Below are 16930 nucleotides of genomic sequence, written 5' to 3'. Positions count from 1 at the left end.
GGTGGGGGGGGTGGGGGGTGGGGGGGTGGGGGGGTGGGGGGGTGGGGGCGGGGTGTGGCAGTGCAGGTGGTTTGGCTCGGCGTGCCGTACGGCTGCACTGCCACGTGTTCATCGTCGCTCAGCGAACACGCGGCTGCCGGGTGACCTTGCGCGTGGTCGGTCAGCCCTTGACGCAGACCACCTGCTTGAGGTGGGCCACCACCTCGACCAGGTCCTCCTGCTGGGACATCACCTCGGTGATGTCCTTGTACGCGCCGGGAATCTCGTCGACCACCCCGGCGTCCTTGCGGCACTCCACCCCGGAGGTCTGCGCGGCCAGGTCGTCGGTGGTGTAGGTCCGCTTGGCCTGGGCGCGCGACATCCGCCGCCCTGCCCCGTGCGACGCCGAGCAGTACGCCGCCTCGTTGCCCCTGCCCCGCACGATGTACGACCCGGTGCCCATCGATCCGGGGATGATGCCCAGGTCACCGGCACCGGCCCGGATCGCGCCCTTGCGGGTGACAAGCACGTCCACCCCGTCGTAACGCTCCTCGGCCACGTAGTTGTGGTGGCAGCTGATCGGCTCGTCGTAGCTGACCTGCCCGAACCGGTCCCGGACCAGGTTCATCAGCACGGCGAGCATGACCGCCCGGTTGCGGCGCGCGTACTCCTGCGCCCACCACAGGTCCCGCCGGTAGGCGTCCATCTCCGGCGTGCCGGACAGGAACACCGCCAGGTCCCGGTCGGGCAGGTCGGCGTTGTGCGGCAGCCGCCGGGCCACCGCCATGTGCCGCTCGGCCAACTCCTTGCCGATGTTGCGCGACCCGGAGTGCAGCATCAGCCAGACTCGGCCGTCGTCGGCACCGCCGGACTCCAGGCAGACCTCGATGAAGTGGTTGCCGCCACCGAGGGTGCCCAACTGCCGGCGGGCCCGCGTCTCCAACTGCGCGACCCGACGGTCCAGGTCGGCGAAGCGCTGCCAGAAGTCGATCCAGCCGCGCTGCTCCAGACCCCGGACCCGACGCGGATCGACCGGATCGTCGCGCTGGGCGAAGCCGACCGGGATGGCGTCCTCGATGGCGCGGCGCAGCCCGGCGAGGTCGTCGGGCAGGTCGGCGGCGGTCAGCGAGGTGCGTACCGCCGACATGCCGCAGCCGATGTCCACGCCGACGGCGGCCGGCGACACGGCCTGCCGCATCGCGATCACCGACCCGACCGTGGCCCCCTTGCCGAAGTGCACGTCCGGCATGACGGCAACCCCCTGCACCCACGGCAACACCCCGATGTTGCGCAGCTGCCGCGCCGCCTGCTCCTCGATCCCATAAGGATCCGTCCACACCCGCACCGGCGCCCGCGTCCCCGCCAACACCTCGTACCCCACGACGCCTCCCCTCAAATCACCGCCGATCTTGCACCTTTGGTCGCCGATACGTCACTTCTGCGGCTTGTGCCCCGACAGAAAGTGCAAGATCGGCGCGCGTGGTGAGCGCGGGTGAGGTGAGCGGCGGGCTGGGAGAGAGGGTATGAGGGGGTGGGGAGGGCGGCAATGGATATTGGGGCGTCAGGGGGTTGGGGTTGGGGTGGTGGTGGCGGCGGAGAGGCGGTCTAGGTGGGGGGCCAGTTCGTCGGTGAGGAGCAGGTCGGTGCGGATGTCGTCGTGCGGGTAGGCGGCGCGGCCGACCATGTGGGCGGCCACCGGGGCGGTGGCCAGCTGGAAGACCCCGATCAGCACCAGGGTGGTGATGTCCACGCCGGTGCGCAGCCGCAGGCCGCAGCCGAGCAACACCAGCAGCAGCCCGAGGACCTGCGGCTTGGCCGCGGCGTGCATGCGGGCGAGCAGGTCGGGAAAGCGCACCAGGGCCATGCCGGCGGCGAGGCTCAGCAGGGCACCGCTGATCAGGCAGACGGCGGCGACGATGTCGAGTACGGCGTCCAGGCTCATTTGTCGTTTCTCCGGGCGGCGAAGCGGGCGACGCTGACCGAGCCGACGAATCCGAGGACCGCGAGCACCACGAGCACCGGAAGCGCGGTGGCGTCCTTGCTGTAGGCGGCCTCGGTGGCGATGGCCGCGACGATGATGGCCAGCAGCACGTCGGTGGCGACCGCACGGTCCAGGATCGACGGACCACGGATGATGCGGGTGAGGGTGAGTGCGCCGGCCACGGCGAGCAGCGCGGTGACGGTCACGGCGACGATGGTCATGCCGCTGCCCCTTCCAGGTCTAGCGGTGGCGGTGGACGTTCACGGACGCGACGTTGTTCCTCCGGCGAGCCGATGGCGGCGACGATGCGCTCCTCCAACTCCAGCACCCCGCGCCGGAACTTCTCCACCTCGTCGAGGCTGTCGACGTTGATGACGTGGATGAACAGGGTGCCGGTGGTGCGGTCGGCCTCCAGGATCAGGCTGCCCGGCACCAGCGACAGCGCCTCCGCCGCGAGGGTGAGGTTGAGGTCGGTGTTCACCCGCAGGCGCACCGCGATGATGGCGCTGTGCGGCACGTGCCCCGGACGCAGCGCCATCCAGGCGATCTGGATGGAGGCGACGACGAGGTCGCTCAGGAAGCGCAGCAGGAACCGGGCCGTACCCAGGGGGTGGATCCGTCCCGCGAAGGTCACCGGCGGCAACGGGAAGACCGCCAGCAGGACGGCGGCCACCACCAGCCCACTTATCAGGTTGGCCCACGACAGCGTGCCCCAGAGCAACATCCAGACGACCACCAGGAAGATCACCGCAGTGATCCGGTTACGACGTCGGGCAGCCGGGGTCAGTGTGGCGTTGCTCGGCGGCTCGGTCGGCTCCGCCGGGGTCATCGGGTCAGGCCTCACGGCGCACCTCCCGGGAAGACGGCGTCGACGTACGGTGTGCGTTGCAGCAGGTCGTTGGCGGCATCGCTGCTCAGGTCGAACAACGGGCCGGCCACCAGCGTCAGCACCAGGCCGAAGACCACCAGGGCCACCGTCGGCGCGATCATCAGCCCGGGGAGCACGGCGCCGGTCTGCGCGGTGGCGAGGGACTGCTGCGGTTGCACCGCCCCCTCGGTGCGGGCCGCCTGCTCGGCGTCGTCGGCCGCCGGCATCTCCGGGTGCGGCGCCCGCCAGAAGGCCAGGTTCCACACCCGGGCCACCGCGTACAGGGTGAGCAGGCTGGTGACCAGGCCGCCGGCGACCAGGATCCAGGCCAGCGCACCACCGTCGTCTATGCCGGCCTGGACCAGGCCGAGCTTGCCGAGGAAGCCGGAGAACGGTGGGATGCCGGCGAGATTCAACGCCGGGACGAAGAACAGCACGGCGAGGATCGGCGACAGCCGTGCCAGGCCGCCGAGGCGGTCCATGGCGGTGGTGCCACCTCTTCGTTCGACAAGTCCGGCGGCGAGGAACAGGGTGGTCTGGATGGTGATGTGGTGCACCACGTAGAAGATCGCCGCGGACAGTCCGAGTGACGAGGTGAGCCCGACACCGAAGAGCATGTAACCGATGTGGCTGATCAGTGTGAAGGACAACAATCGCTTGATGTCGGACTGGGCGACCGCGCCGAGGATGCCGACCACCATGGTCAGCACCGCCGTCACCAGCATCAGGGTCGCGACCCGGCCGCCGGGGAACAGTAGCGTCTCGGTACGGATGATCGCGTACACGCCGACTTTGGTCAGCAGGCCGGCGAAGACCGCGGTGACCGGCGCGGGTGCGGTGGGATAGCTGTCCGGCAACCAGGCCGACAGCGGGAACACCGCGGCCTTGATGCCGAAGGCGAGCAGCAGCATGCCCTGCAACAGCAGCCGGATGTCGTCGGGCAGGGCGTCGAGCCGGTCGGCGAGCTGGGCCAGGTTGAGCGTGCCGGTCGAGGCGTACACCAGACCGATGGCGACCAGGAAGATCACCGACGAGAGCAGGCTGACCACGACGTAGGTGGTGCCCGCCCGGATCCGGGTCTCGGTGCTGCCCAGGGTGAGCAGCACGTAGCTGGCCACCAGCAGGATCTCGAAGCCGACGTAGAGGTTGAACAGGTCGCCGGAGAGGAAGGCGTTGCACACGCCGGCGGTCAACACCAGGTAGGTGGGGTGGTAGACCGACAGCGGCGTCTCCTCGTCGCCGTCGGCCATACCCTGCCCGATGGAGTACACCAGCACGCACAGGGTCACCGCGGCGGAGACCACGAGCATCAACGCGGCGAGCTGGTCGGCCACCAGCACGATGCCCAGCGGGGCGACCCAACCGCCGACCTCCACCACCAGCGGCCCGTGCAGGCTGGACTGGATCAGCAGCATCGCGGCCACCGCGACGGTGGCGGTGAGGACGGTGAGGCTCACCCATCGCTGGGCCCGGGGACGCCCGAGCAGCAGCAGGGTCAGGGCCGCGCCGAGCAGTGGCATCACCACCGGCAGCGGTACGAGGAACGTCATCCGGCCCGCCCTCCCTTCGCCGTGGTGGACAGCTGCCGCTCGTCCGTCGTCGGTGATTCCTCGTCGTCGTCGCCGTCGACGTCGTCGTCGGGTACCTCGTCGCGGTCCGCGAGGTCCATGATCCGGCGGTCCTCGACGTCGTCCTGCACCTCGTCGTGCCCGTTGAGGTGCCAACTGCGGTACGCCAGGGCGAGCAGGAAGGCGGTCATGCCCAGGGTGATCACGATGGCGGTGAGGATCATCGCCTGCGGCAGTGGATCACTCATCTCCTCCTGCGGGGCGCTGCCGACGATCGGCGGGGCACCGGCCCGCCCACCGGTGAGCAGCAGCAGGTTCGCGCCGTTGCCGAGCAGGATGACGCCCATCAGCACCCGGGTGAGGCTGCGTTCCAGCAGCAGCGTCACGCCGGCGGCGACGAGCACGCCGACCACGATGACGTAGGTGAGGTTGGGGCTCACACCAGCTCCTTTTCCCGTACCTCGTCGCCCTCGGTCTCGTGTTGGCGGTCCATCTCGGCGCCGAGGCTGCGCAGGATGTCCAGCACCAGGCCGACGACGATCAGGTAGACACCGACGTCGAAGAAGGCCGACGTGACGAAGTGGATGTGACCCAGCACCGGTAGGTGGAAGTCGAGCAGGGCGCTCTGCAGGAACTCCCCGCCGAGCAGCATGGCAGCCACGCCGGTGCCGACGGCCACGAACAGCCCGGCACCGAGCACCACGCCGGCGTCGACGGGTGCGGCGCCGTTGAGCTCGGTACGACCACCGGCCAGGTACCGCACGGCCAGGGCCAGACCGGCGACCAGGCCGGCGGCGAAGCCACCACCTGGCGCGTTGTGGCCGCTGAACAGCAGGTAGATGGAGAACAGCACGATGGCGTGGAACAGCAGCCGGGTGATCACCTGAAGGATCACCGACTGCGACCGGGCGGTGGCGCCGGTGGTCAACCAGCGGGGCCGGTTGTACTCGGTCGGGCCGTCGCCGGGGATGTCGCCGCGGCGGCCGAGGTCGCGGGCATGGCGGAAGATCAGGCTGGCCACGCCGGTCGCGGCCACCACCAGCACCGCGATCTCACCCATGGTGTCCCAGGCCCGGATGTCGACAAGGGTCACGTTCACCACGTTCTTGCCGCCGCCGTAGGAGACCGCCCCGTCGGGGAAGTCGACGGAGATCGGGACGGCCTGGCGGGCACCGGCCGCCACGTAGGCCATGCCGGCGGTGACGGCGCCGACGGCCACCCCGATCGCGACCCGGCCACGCCGGCTGGAACGGATCGGGCGTTCGGAGAACTTCGCCGGCAACCGGCGCAGCACCAGCACGAACATCACGATCGTGACGGTCTCCACCAGGAACTGGGTCAACGCCAGATCGGGTGCGCCGTGCAGGACGAACATCAGCGCGATGCCGTAGCCGGCCACACCGACCAGGATCATCGCGGTGAGCCGACGCAGGGCGCGGGCGGCCATCACGGCGGCGATCACCACCATGGCGGCGGCGACTCCCTGCAACGGGGTGTCCCACAGATGGAAGCGCTGTGGCCAGGGGCTGCCGGCCAGCAGCGCACCACCCGGCAACACGACCATCACCACCAGGATGACGCCGAGGTAGAACGGCAGCGAACCACGCTGGGTCCGACCGGTCAGTTCGACCGCGAGCCGGTCGATGGCGTTGATGCACTTCTTGTACGCCACGGCACCGTCGAACGGCAGCCGCATGGTGGCGCGGACCCGCTCCCGGCGCATCAGGTCGAACAGGCCGGCACCGCCCGCCACGGCCAGCACGGACAGGCCGAGCGCCGGGGTGAGGCCGTGCCACAACGCCAGGTGGTAGCCGGGTTCGGCGGAGCGGTACAGGTCGGCGTACGGGGCCAGCAGGCGATCCACCGCCGGGGCGAGCACGCCGACGGCGACACCGGCGACGGCCAGCACGGCGGCCGGGGTGAGGATCGCCCAGGACACCGGCCGGACCGTGGTGGGCTCGACGCCGGGCTTGTCGGCGAAGGCACCCCACAGGTAGCGCAGGGTGTACGCCACGGTCAGCACCGAGCCGAAGATCACACCGGCGAGTACCGCCAGGTCGGCGGTGCCACCGTGCAGCAGCGCCTCGACCGCGGCCTCTTTGGCGACGAAACCGGCCATCGGTGGCAGACCGGCCATCGAGGCCGCGGCGAGCCCCGCCACCACGGCCAGGGCGGGGGCGCGACGCCCGACGCCGCTGAGTTCCCGCAGGTCACGGGTGCCGGTGGCGTGGTCGATGATGCCGACGGTGAGGAACAGGGTGGCTTTGAACAGGGCGTGGGCCAGCACCATCGCCACGCCGGCCAGGGCGGCGTCCCGGGTGCCGGCACCGAGGACGACCATGAGCAGACCGAGTTGGCTGACCGTGCCGTACGCCAGCAGCAGCTTGAGGTCGACCTGGCGCAACGCCGACCAGCCGCCGAGGAACATCGTGATCAGGCCGCCGACGAGCAGCACGGGCCGCCACGGGGTGACCTCCGCGACGGCGGGGCCCATCAGGGCGACCAGGAAGACGCCCGCTTTGACCATGGCCGCCGCGTGCAGGTACGCGCTGACGGGTGTCGGCGCGGCCATGGCGCCCGGCAACCAGAAGCTGAACGGGAAGATCGCCGACTTGCTCAACGCGCCCAGCAGGATCAGCACCAGGGCGACCGCCAGGTAGCCGCCGCCGGGCAGGTTCTCGGCGACGACGGACCAGCGGTAGCTGCCGGCGTGCTGACCGAGCATGACGAACCCGGCGAGCATCGCCAGACCGCCCAGCGTGGTCACCAGCAACGCCTGCATGGCGGCGCGCCGGCTGGCCCGCTTCGCCGGGTCGTAGCCGATCAGCAGGTAGGAGAAGACGGTGGTCAGCTCCCAGAACACGTACAGCAGCAGCAGGTCGTCGGAGACCACCAGGCCGAGCATCGCACCGGCGAAGGCCACGAACACCGCGACGAAGCGGCCCAGGCCGGGGTCGTCGGAGCGGAAGTAGCGTGCGCTGTAGGCCAGCACCAGGGCACCCACGCCACCGACCAGCACCACCATCAGCCAGGACAGCGTGCCCATTCGCAACGCGAGTTCCAGATCGAGTTGCGGCACCCAGGTCAGCGTCTCGACCACGGGCTCACCGGAGCGGACCTTACCGGTGTGTGTCAGCGCCCACGCCAGCGTCGCTCCAGGGACCAACGCGACCACGTAGAGGGCGTGCCGTCCCCAGAGTCGCACCAGCGCCGGGGCGATCACGGCTGTCAGCGCATGGACCGCCACCAGAACCAGCACACACCCTCCTCGGGAGATCATCAGTCGGTGCAACGACCTTATCCGGTAAGGACCGCCGTCTGCATCTGCCGTGAATTGGATCAAAGGTGTGTCCGGTGACAGAGCACTCAGAACGACGGCGGAGTTCACCGCCGCTTCACCGTTGGCAGTACGGCCCAAACCCGCTGACGGTCAGCGGGCCCGTTCGATCACGAACGTCCGTTCAGTCCTTCGGCAGCCGGCGTCCCCTTCCGTCGTCGCGGTCGATCCGCAACTCGCGCTCCAACTCGACGATGAGGGTACGCAGATCGTCGAGGCGTTGACTGATCGCGATGCGGTCCACCTCGTCGGGGACCCCGTCGCCGTCGGAGTCGTAGCCCGGAGCGAGCCCTTCGGTCATCTCCAACCGGCGGGCCTCCTCCATGGAGTTGACGAAGACGGCGATCAGGATGTTCAACAGCAGGTTGACCGTGATGACCACGAAGCTGGCGTAGTAGAGCACGGTCCACGGCGACACCTCCATGCCCTGCTCGATGAGGTCCGGCAGGGTCTCCAGGGACAGCAGCACGAACAGGGTCAACAGGGACCGTCCGATGTCCCCGTACTCCTCGGGGTAGACCTTGCCGAAGATCAGCCAGCCGGCCATGCCGTAGACGTAGAGGGTCACCACGGCCAGGGCGAAGAAGCCGCCGATACCGGGCAGACTGCGCCACAGCGCCGCGACGATCGTGCGCAGGCCGGGCGAGAACCGCACCAGACGCACCATGCGCAGCACCCGTACGACGCGCAACAGCGCCGAGTCGCCGTGCAGGACCGGCACGAATATCGCCACGATCACCAGGAAGTCGAAGACGTTCCAGCCCTGCCGGAAGAAGTCCTGCGGTCGGCGTCCGTAGGCCAGCAGCCGGATGGCGATCTCGATGACAAATATCACCCGGAAGACCCACTCGACGGCGTGCAGGGCGGTGCCCGCCGCACCCAGGTCGGGGTAGGTCTCCAGGCCGAGGACCACGCCGTTGGCCAGGATCACCGCGACGATGGCAAGCTCGAACGGACGGGAGGCGGAGATCCGGGCACACGCCTCGGCCAGCCTGGACCGCGACGAGTCGACCGGCCCTCGTCGCTGGGCCGGCACCTGCGCGTCCCTCACCGGGCGCTTGACCTCGGCTTGCGCGCTGGGGCCGGCTGCGCCAGCCACCGTGCGTCACTCAGGTATCGACGTACGGCAGTCATGGCCGACAGCCTACGGGGCGACGCCCGCCGACATCACCCGCCCAGCCGCCGGATCATGTTCATCACGGTTTCCACCTGGGCGCCGCCCTTGATGGGGTAGTTCGTCGCCCCGAGGTAGCCCCACCAGTCCCAGCAACCGTTCGGGTTGGCGGCTGCGGTGACGGCCTGCGGGTAGAGCACGATCATCGCGTTCGTGTCGGCGTACTGGTTGAGGTTTGCCCGGTCCACGAAGGCGGTGCCGACCCGGCTGTGGCCCTGGAGGCAGCCGTGCAGGGCGACGAGCAGGCGGCAGCTGGTGCCGGCCGCGCAGGACGCCGGGACGTAGGCGAACCCGTTGGCGTCCATGCTCGCGGCGCCGGCCCGGCCGCCGGGGGCGAAGGTGTGCTGGCTGAACCGCACCAGCGTGCCGCCGAGCGGGCCGGTGTTCGGCGGCTGCACCGAGCCGAACAGCTTGCGCAGGAAGGCGTTCTGCGGGTCGGTGCCGCAGTCGTTGAGGTACGGCGCCGCCGTGGCGGTGCAGCCGACCGTCCCGTACGGAGTGACCCAGCCGTGCCCGGCGGGCGAGGTGTTGTCGTACTGCACGTTGGCGCCGAAGTGCTGCTGGTAGCGGACCAGGTCGTCGCTGACCGACCGCTTGACTGTGGTGTCGGATCGACCGTGGAAGACGTAGACCGGTTCGCCGGACAACCCGCTCACCGGGTCGATCCAGCCGTAGCCGGCCCAGGTCCGGGTGTAGGTCTGCAGGGCGCTCAGGTACGTCGGGTAGAGGTTGTCGCCGCAGCCGTAGAGCGCCTGGGCGACGTTGTTCTGGGCGCAGTAGTACGGGCCGGCCGCGAACAGCGCCGCTCCCCTGATCCGCTGCGAGTAGGCCACCTGAAGTTGCGTCGCCAGATACGCCCCGGAGGAGACGCCGGCGACGTACACGCCGGAGACGCGGTACGTCGACAGGTTCGCCGAGACGGGGGTCCTGGTGTGCACAGTGGGCGCGGCGGACGCGGGCACGGCGGGGGCGATCAGCAGCGCCGCGACGGCTGCGGCGAACAGTCGTAGGGCAGGTTTCAGCATGACGCTCTCCCTGGGACGAGGTGAGCGCCGGCGGTGATGTCGGCGTACGACGACGCTAGCGTGATCCAGGTCACCGGCGACATGAGCGCGGCACACACCCGGCGGGGTCGCACTGTGGTGTCGGTCGATGCCTCGGCCCCGGAATCGTTAGATTGGACCGTTATGGCGCTGATCCGCTGTGACTTCTTCGCCGAGACGCTCGGCCTCAGCACGTCGATGACCGTGATCCTGCCGCAGCAGACCACGTCGCAGATCGGGCTGACCGGCGCGGAGGCCCCCGGCGACCCGCCGGTGCTGTACCTGTTGCACGGGCTCAGCGACGACGACACCATCTGGCTGCGCCGTACCGCCATCGAACGGTACGTCGCACCGCTCGGTCTGGCGGTGGTGATGCCGCAGGTCGGGCGGAGCTTCTACGCCGACGAGGAGCACGGCAACCGGTACTGGACGTTCCTGCGTGAGGAACTGCCGCAGCTGTGCCACGGCTTCTTCCGCCTCTCCGCCCGGCGGGAGGACACCTTCGTGGCCGGGCTCTCGATGGGTGGCTACGGCGCGGTGAAGTGGGCGCTGCGCGAACCGGACCGGTTCGCCGCAGTGGCGAGCCTCTCCGGCGCGCTCGACCTCGCCTTCCGCGCCGAGCACCCGACCCGTCCGATCGACCCTCGGGTGTGGCACACCGCCTTCGGTGACCGTCCGGTACGTGGCACCGACGACGACCTCCTCACCCTGCTGGACTCGGCCGGTGCCACACCCCCGCTCTACGTCGCCTGCGGCACCGAGGATTTCCTGTACGAGGACAACGTGCGGTTCGCCGAGCGGGCCCGGTCCGCGGGACTGCCGCTGACCGTGGACTTCTCCCCCGGCGAGCACGACTGGGCGTACTGGGATGCGAAGATCGCCGACGTGCTCGCCTGGCTGCCCCTGGCCGACCGGGGCGGTCAGCCGACCGAGGAACGGGCGACCGGCAGGTCGAAGTAGGTGTCCGGCCACGGTTCGTCGCGGTAGCGGAAGTGCCACCATTCCCGGTCGTAGCCGACGAACCCGCCGTCGGTCATCAACCTGTGCAGCAGCCGCCGGTTCTCCCGGGCGGTCGGGCCGACCCGGGTGGTGTCGGTGTGCGCGAGCGGGTCGAAGCAGTCGAAGCCGGTGCCCATGTCGACGCTGTTGTCGCCGAAGCGCTGCGGCTGGGCGGCGGTGCAGGCGACCAGGGGTTGGCCGGGCACGTATCCGGCCTGTTGGCGGGCGGGCAGGTCGACCAGGGTGAGGTCGACGGTGCTGCCCCGGCTGTGCGCGGTGGGTGCGCCGAGGTAGCCCTGGTCGAACAGGTCCGACTTGGCCACCCGGGGATAGAACTCGGCCTTCATCTGCTCCTCGTCGGTGTGGCGGGCCCAGGCGACGAACTCGTCGGCGGCCGACTGCGGGCGGTAGCAGTCGTACACCTTGAGGGTGTGACCGGTGGCCAGGGCCGTCTCCTGCACCCGACGCAGCGCCTCGGCGGCCTGCGCGGTGAGCAGGCAGAGCGGCTCGGTGTAGCCGGTGACGGGTCGACCGACGAAGTTGTGCGGGCCGAAGTACCGGATGTCGGTCAGGATGCGCGGATCCACGTCGGAGAGGACGACGAAGCCCGGCAGGGTCGGTGCCGACGACGAGGTCTCGGAGGGCGACGGGGTCGCGGACGGTGGCGGGGTCGGCTCGGGTCGACCGCAGCCGGTCACCGTGATCATGCCCGCCGTCAGCCCCACCAGCACCTTCGACATGCGTACCAACGACAAGCGCGCCATCTGCGGGGTCAGCCGCGCGAGGTCGGGGCGCGGCCCGCGGTACGCAGCCGGCGACGGCGGCCGATCAGCGCGCCCACTCCGACGGCCAGGCCTACCGCGAGGAGCACGTACGAGGCCGACCGGATCGGATGGGCCAACGGGTGCCGGCCGGTCGCCTCACCGCCGGAGGCCCCACCGGGTAGCGCCTGGGGTGGCATCGTGCTCGGCGGCGCGGAGGCGGTGGTGGCGCCGGGGCGTACCAGCACACCGACCGAGGCGTCGCGGGGCAGGGCGAAGCCCCAGTCGAGCAGCGCCGCGCCCTGTTGCCAGCCGCGCTTGTCGATCACGTCGGCACCAAGCAGGGTGACCACGAGCCGACGTCCGTTGCGTTCGGCGGCTCCGACGTAGGTGTGCCGGGCCAGGTCGGTGTAGCCGGTCTTGCCGCCCAGCGCACCGGGGTAGCGGTAGAGCAGCTGGTTGTCGTTGTCGATGGTGAAGCCCTTGGTGCGCTGCTTCGGCTGGGCGGGGATGTCCGCCTCCCGGGTCGCCACGTACCGCCGGAAGTGCTCGTCGTCGAAGCAGGCCCGGGCGATCAGGGCCAGGTCGTACGCGCTGGTGAACTGTCCCGGGCCGTCCAACCCGGACGGTGTGGCCGCATGGGTCTGGTACGCCCCGAGCAGCTGGGCCTGCTCGTTCATCGCGCGCAGCCCGCCGGCCATCCCGTCGGCACCGCCGCCGAGGCGGGCCAGCGCGTTCGCCACCTCGTTGCCGGAGCGCAGCAGCAGTCCCAACCAGAGCGTCTCGACCCGGTACCGGCCGCCGGCCACCAGTCCCACCGCCGAACTGCCCGGCTCGATGTCGAGGTCACCCGCGGTGATGGTGACGACCTCGGTGGGGTCCAGCCGGGGCAGCATGGTCGCGGCCAGCAGCAACTTCTGCACGCTGGCCGGGGTGGCGTACTCGTGCGGCCCGCAACCGCCCAGCACCTCCCCGGTGTCCAGATCGGCCACCACCCAGGAGGTCGCGGCCACCTTCGGTGGCGTCGGCACCTTGGGCGGCACGACCAGTCCGGCCGTGGCCAGCCGGGCGCCGCCGACCGCCCGCGCGACCGGGTCCGCAGGCGGGGTCGCCGACGGGGTCGGGCCGGGCGCGGGTGGTGCCGGGCGGGGGCACGGCACGGGAGCCGCCGCGCCGGCATCGGTGGCGGGCACCAGCGGTGATGTCAGAAGCGCCGCGATCACCGCCACGGCCAGGCCGGAGACTCTCACAGCCACCGACACTATCGGGTGAATTCCGGCCAGTCCGGCGAATCGACCAACGCGGACGTCCTCCCGTACCGTCGACCGAGCACCCGCCGGCCGCGAGTTACCGGCGTCGGCGCTGCCCGCAACGGCCGCGCCGCGCGACGAGCACGGCCAGCGTGATCGCCACCGCGCCCACCGCCAGCGCCACGTACATGCCCGCGCCGGGGGTGTCACCGACCGTGGCCGAGGTGGTCACGTTCACCGGCGGTGCGGCGTCCAGCTGCGGCGTCGGTGACGGTGCGTCGTCCCACTCCCCCGGCTCGACCAAGCGGCCCACCGAGACGTCACGGGGCAGGCCGAAGCCCCAGTCGAGCAGCGCGGCCCCCTGTTCCCAGCTCCGCAGCGGCTGAGGTTCGGCACCGAGCAGCGTGACGACAAGGCGTCGTCCGTCGCGCTCGGCGGCACCGACGTAGGTGTGGCGGGCGTAGTCGGTGAAGCCGGTCTTGCCGCCGAGCGCGCCCGGATACCGGTAGATCAGCTGGTTGTTGTTCTGGATCTCGAAGCCCTTGGCGCCTAGTGCCTTCTGCGCCGGTATCCGGGTCCGTTCGGTGCGCACGTAGCTGCGGAAGGTGGGGTCGGCGAAGCAGGCCCGGGCGATCAGCGCAAGGTCGTACGCGCTGGTGAACTGCCCCGGAGCGTCCAGCCCGGACGGCGTGACCGCGTGGGTCTGGAGGGCGCCGAGCCGACGCGCCTGCTCGTTCATGGCCCGCACGCCCCCGGCCACCCCGTCGGGTCCGCCGCCGAGGCGGGCCAGCGCGTTGGCCGCCTCGTTGCCGGATTGCAGCAGCAGCCCCAGCCACAGCGTCTTCACCCGGTACCGGCCGTCGGGGAGCAGCCCGACGGCCGAGCTGCCCGGCGCGATGTCCAGGTCCTCCCGGGTCACCGTGACGACCTCGGCGGGATCCAGCCGGGGCAGCATGGTCGCGGCCAGCAGCAACTTCTGCACGCTGGCCGGGGTCGCGTACTCGTGCGGCCCGCAACCGCCCAGCACCTCCCCGGTGTCCAGATCGGCCACCACCCAGGAGGTCGCGGTCACCTTCGGTGGCGTCGGCGCCTGCGGCGGCACGACCAGCCCCGGGGTGGCCAGGGCGTCCCCACCGACGGCGCGGTGCTCCGGCACCGACGGCGGCGGGGTCGGGCGGGGCGACCGGAGCACCTTCGGCGCCTTCGCCTTCGGGCAGGGCGTCGCGACCGGAGCGGCACGCTGGGTGTTCACCGACGCACCAGCAGTGACCGGAACGACGCCTGTCGCGAGTACGGCGACAACGGTGGCCAGCGCCCGGAAATCCATGAACACGCACCCTAACGGCAAGATCCCGACCGTCGCATCCCCGCCCGCGCGCCCCCGACACCGCCGGTGCACGGCGAAGCGGTTGAACCGATCATTCGTGCACCCCGTATCCACGAGCGAACCAGACCCCATGCCCGGACCTGCGGCGGGAGCGCTCCCGCACCGGGTCCGGGCACACCCGGAAGGCGTGGCAGGCAGGCGCAGCCACCGCCGCGGCCGGTCCGGGCATCCATCGCGCAGCAGCCGGCCGTGTCCGACCCCGTCGACCCGTCCGGCCGGTCAATCATGAGGAGAGATGCATGGTCAGGCGTACGCTAGGACAGCGCAAGCACGCGGCCTGGAAGCTCGGCGGCGTCGGCGTGGTCGCGGTAGCGCTGCTCGGGGCCGGCCTCACGCTGGCCTCGGCCGATGACCGCGCCAGCACCGCGGCGCAGACGGCGAACTGCCCGACGGTACGGGACAAGCTCGGCAACGTGCCCGCCGCCGCCCTTGCCGGTGTCGAGCAGGAACTGGCCAACCTCGACAAGCAGATCGAGGAGGCCAACGCCCGCCTCGCCCAGCAGGCCGCCAACCCTCAGGGCGGCGCGAACTTCATAAACAACGCCATCCTCGGCCCGTTGGCCAGCAAGCGCGTCGCCGCCCTCGACCGCATCGGCATCAACATCAACCGAGTCGGGGGCCAACGCCCCGACCTGGCCAGCTTCGCCACCTGCGGCCTCAACCCCCCGGGCACCCGCAGCGCCCTCAACGGCAAGGCCGGCAACGCGGGCGGCAACAACAACGCCGGTGGCAACAACGCCGGTGGTGGTGTTGCGCAGAGGGTGAGTTGCCCGAGTGTCGCCGATCGGCTGCCGGCCGTACCGGCGCGGGCCGCCGCCGAGGTGCAACGCGAGCTGGCCAACCTGGACAAGCAGATCGCCGAGGCCGACGCCCGGCTGGCGCAGCTGGCGGTCCGGCCCGAGGGCGGCCCCAACTTCGTCCGCAACGCCGTGATCGGCCCGCTGGAGGACCGGCGCGTCGCCGCCATCAACCGGATCGCCACCGCGATCGGCCGGGTCGATGGCAACCGTCCGGGCAACCTGGTAAACCTGGCCCGTCCCTGCTCGGCTCGCTGACCCGCCGGCAGTGACCGGCCCGGGCCGGTCTCGCTGACCCGCCGCAGTGACCGGCCCGGGCCGGATGGACGGTTCTCCGCCCGTCCGGCCCTGGTCGCTTCGACGCCCCGGGTGCCGTCAGGGCAGCCGGCGTAGCCAGCGGCGCTGCCACGGGGTTTCCACCGCACCGGGGCGGTAGGCGGCCCGGACCCAGTCCACGGCCTGCTCGGCGGGAAGCCCGTCGAGGATCGCCAACGCCGCCAGGGCGGTGCCGGTACGCCCGGTGCCGCCCCGGCAGGCCACCTCCACCCGTTGGCCGGCGTACCCGCGGCGCAGCGCCTCCCGCAACGCGTCCAGGGCGTCGGCCCGGTCCGTCGGCACCCAGAAGTCCGGCCACCGCACCCGCCGATGTTCCCAGGCCGGTGTCGGTCCGGGCGCGAGCATCAGCCCGAAGTCGGCCGGCGAGGCGGGATCGGCGACCCGTCGTCCGCGTACCCGCACCCCGCCGGGCAGCTCGACCACCCCGACGGCGTCCTCCCAATCACCCATGACCGCATCCTGCACCACCAACCCACGGCCGACCGTCAACCGGGCGGCAGGCCGTGGCAGGAGAGCTGTGTCGGCACCCGACCCATCGGCCACGGTTCGGGTGGGTGGGATCAGTGCGGCCGGTTCTGCTGATCGGGGTGGTGGCCCTCGGCCCAGGCGCTGCGGTAGATGGTGCCGCGGCCGTACGGGTCGGGGGTGCCGGCCGGTTCGACGTCGGTCAGTCCGGCCCCGGTGTCGTTGGACCGCAGGCCGCCGGCGCGCCGGGACCGACGCAGCCGGGTCACCACGAACCAGACCAGAGCGAGTACGCAGGCGACGATGACCAGGTTCTGCAGGATGCCCGCGTACGACTCGACCAGGTGCCAGTTGTCCCCGAGCAGATAGCCGGCCAGCACGAATGTGGTGTTCCAGATCAGGCTGCCCAGCGTGGTGTACACCGCGAAGGTGAGCAGCGGCATCCGTTCCACGCCGGCCGGAATGGAGATCATGCTCCGGAAGATCGGGATCATCCGGCCGAAGAAGACGGCCTTCACCCCGTGCCGGAGGAACCATTCCTCGGTCCGGTCGATGTCGCTGAGCTTCACCAACGGCAGCTTGGCGGCGATCGCGCGGACCCGCTCCCGGCCCAGGGTGGCGCCGATCCAGTAGAGCGCCAGGGCGCCCAGCAGCGAACCGAGCGTGGTCCAGAAGATCGCGCCGACCACGCTCATCCGGCCCTGGGCCGCGACGAACCCCGCCAGCGGCAGGATCACCTCGCTGGGAATCGGCGGGAACAGGTTCTCCAACGCCACGGCGAGGCCCGCGCCCGGTCCACCGAGCCGCTCCACCAGGTCGGTGACGAAGCCGACCAGCCCGTCCTCGGGTGGCGCGGACTGACTGAGCACGTCGGCAGCGGAGACGGTACGCGGAAAGTGAATCACCCTTACCACCCTACGAACTACACCCCGATGGCGCTGCGTCGGTATCGACCGCTGGCGACGAGTGCTTCTAGGCTTGCCAC

The 16930-nt window shown here is 71.0% G+C and carries 16 protein-coding genes; 2 read left to right on the top strand and 14 right to left on the bottom strand.

All coding sequences use genetic code 11. The annotated features are described in order from the left end of the window. Positions 1-160: 160 nt before the first annotated feature. The 9 genes from Vgi01_RS10465 to Vgi01_RS10425 all read right to left on the bottom strand — a co-directional run bounded on the left by Vgi01_RS10465 (position 161) and on the right by Vgi01_RS10425 (position 9932). Positions 161-1360: an RtcB family protein gene (locus tag Vgi01_RS10465; RefSeq protein WP_204290869.1), complete on the bottom strand. Its 1200-nt coding sequence runs from the start codon at positions 1358-1360 to the stop codon at positions 161-163. A 180-nt stretch (positions 1361-1540) separates the two neighbouring features. Beyond that, the gene (gene mnhG / locus Vgi01_RS10460) at positions 1541-1921 is read right to left on the bottom strand and encodes a monovalent cation/H(+) antiporter subunit G (RefSeq protein WP_204290868.1); all 381 of its coding nucleotides are present in this window, start codon (positions 1919-1921) and stop codon (positions 1541-1543) included. Then, the gene (locus Vgi01_RS10455) at positions 1918-2181 is read right to left on the bottom strand and encodes a monovalent cation/H+ antiporter complex subunit F (RefSeq protein ID WP_013733754.1); all 264 of its coding nucleotides are present in this window, start codon (positions 2179-2181) and stop codon (positions 1918-1920) included. The genes mnhG and Vgi01_RS10455 overlap by 4 nt, the downstream gene beginning before the upstream one ends. After that, entirely contained in the window at positions 2178-2804 is a 627-nt protein-coding gene (locus Vgi01_RS10450) for a Na+/H+ antiporter subunit E (protein WP_239088888.1), read from the bottom strand. The genes Vgi01_RS10455 and Vgi01_RS10450 overlap by 4 nt, the downstream gene beginning before the upstream one ends. Beyond that, the gene (locus tag Vgi01_RS10445; protein WP_204290867.1) at positions 2801-4378 is read right to left on the bottom strand and encodes a Na+/H+ antiporter subunit D; all 1578 of its coding nucleotides are present in this window, start codon (positions 4376-4378) and stop codon (positions 2801-2803) included. The genes Vgi01_RS10450 and Vgi01_RS10445 overlap by 4 nt, the downstream gene beginning before the upstream one ends. After that, the gene (locus Vgi01_RS10440) at positions 4375-4836 is read right to left on the bottom strand and encodes a Na(+)/H(+) antiporter subunit C (protein WP_204290866.1); all 462 of its coding nucleotides are present in this window, start codon (positions 4834-4836) and stop codon (positions 4375-4377) included. Before Vgi01_RS10440 ends, Vgi01_RS10445 begins: the two co-directional genes overlap by 4 nt. Continuing rightward, on the bottom strand, positions 4833-7655 hold the full coding sequence (locus tag Vgi01_RS10435) for a Na+/H+ antiporter subunit A (protein WP_204290865.1): 2823 nt from the start codon (positions 7653-7655) through the stop codon (positions 4833-4835). Before Vgi01_RS10435 ends, Vgi01_RS10440 begins: the two co-directional genes overlap by 4 nt. A 202-nt stretch (positions 7656-7857) precedes the next feature. Then, the gene (locus Vgi01_RS10430; RefSeq protein ID WP_233197098.1) at positions 7858-8784 is read right to left on the bottom strand and encodes an ion transporter; all 927 of its coding nucleotides are present in this window, start codon (positions 8782-8784) and stop codon (positions 7858-7860) included. A 116-nt stretch (positions 8785-8900) separates the two neighbouring features. Next, complete coding sequence (locus Vgi01_RS10425) at positions 8901-9932, bottom strand: extracellular catalytic domain type 2 short-chain-length polyhydroxyalkanoate depolymerase (RefSeq protein ID WP_102660911.1); 1032 nt, start codon at positions 9930-9932, stop codon at positions 8901-8903. A gap of 162 nt (positions 9933-10094) precedes the next feature. Here Vgi01_RS10425 and Vgi01_RS10420 point away from each other — a divergent pair, with 162 nt between their 5' ends. Next, a complete protein-coding gene (locus Vgi01_RS10420) occupies positions 10095-10910 on the top strand; it encodes an alpha/beta hydrolase (protein WP_102660910.1) in 816 nt (271 codons plus the stop codon). Here Vgi01_RS10420 and Vgi01_RS10415 read toward each other — a convergent pair. The 3 genes from Vgi01_RS10415 to Vgi01_RS10405 all read right to left on the bottom strand — a co-directional run bounded on the left by Vgi01_RS10415 (position 10871) and on the right by Vgi01_RS10405 (position 14287). Continuing rightward, a complete protein-coding gene (locus Vgi01_RS10415) occupies positions 10871-11689 on the bottom strand; it encodes a M15 family metallopeptidase (RefSeq protein WP_239088886.1) in 819 nt (272 codons plus the stop codon). The genes Vgi01_RS10420 and Vgi01_RS10415 overlap by 40 nt on opposite strands. Before the next feature lie 32 nt (positions 11690-11721). Further along, entirely contained in the window at positions 11722-12960 is a 1239-nt protein-coding gene (locus tag Vgi01_RS10410; RefSeq protein WP_239088885.1) for a D-alanyl-D-alanine carboxypeptidase family protein, read from the bottom strand. 97 nt (positions 12961-13057) lie between these two features. After that, entirely contained in the window at positions 13058-14287 is a 1230-nt protein-coding gene (locus Vgi01_RS10405) for a D-alanyl-D-alanine carboxypeptidase family protein (protein WP_204290864.1), read from the bottom strand. A gap of 299 nt (positions 14288-14586) precedes the next feature. Between Vgi01_RS10405 and Vgi01_RS10400 the strand changes: the two genes are divergently transcribed. Continuing rightward, on the top strand, positions 14587-15402 hold the full coding sequence (locus Vgi01_RS10400; protein WP_204290863.1) for a hypothetical protein: 816 nt from the start codon (positions 14587-14589) through the stop codon (positions 15400-15402). A gap of 117 nt (positions 15403-15519) precedes the next feature. Here the strand turns inward: Vgi01_RS10400 and Vgi01_RS10395 are convergent, their stop codons facing one another. Further along, a complete protein-coding gene (locus Vgi01_RS10395; protein WP_204290862.1) occupies positions 15520-15930 on the bottom strand; it encodes a protein-tyrosine phosphatase family protein in 411 nt (136 codons plus the stop codon). 110 nt (positions 15931-16040) lie between these two features. Beyond that, entirely contained in the window at positions 16041-16850 is an 810-nt protein-coding gene (locus Vgi01_RS10390) for a DedA family protein (protein WP_204290861.1), read from the bottom strand. Between the last annotated feature and the right edge of the window lie 80 nt (positions 16851-16930).

This window comes from Micromonospora gifhornensis, from assembly GCF_016863515.1.
Taxonomy (GTDB): domain Bacteria; phylum Actinomycetota; class Actinomycetes; order Mycobacteriales; family Micromonosporaceae; genus Micromonospora; species Micromonospora gifhornensis.
Note: the sequence above shows the minus strand (reverse complement) of the source record. Positions and strands in the feature narration are given on the sequence as shown.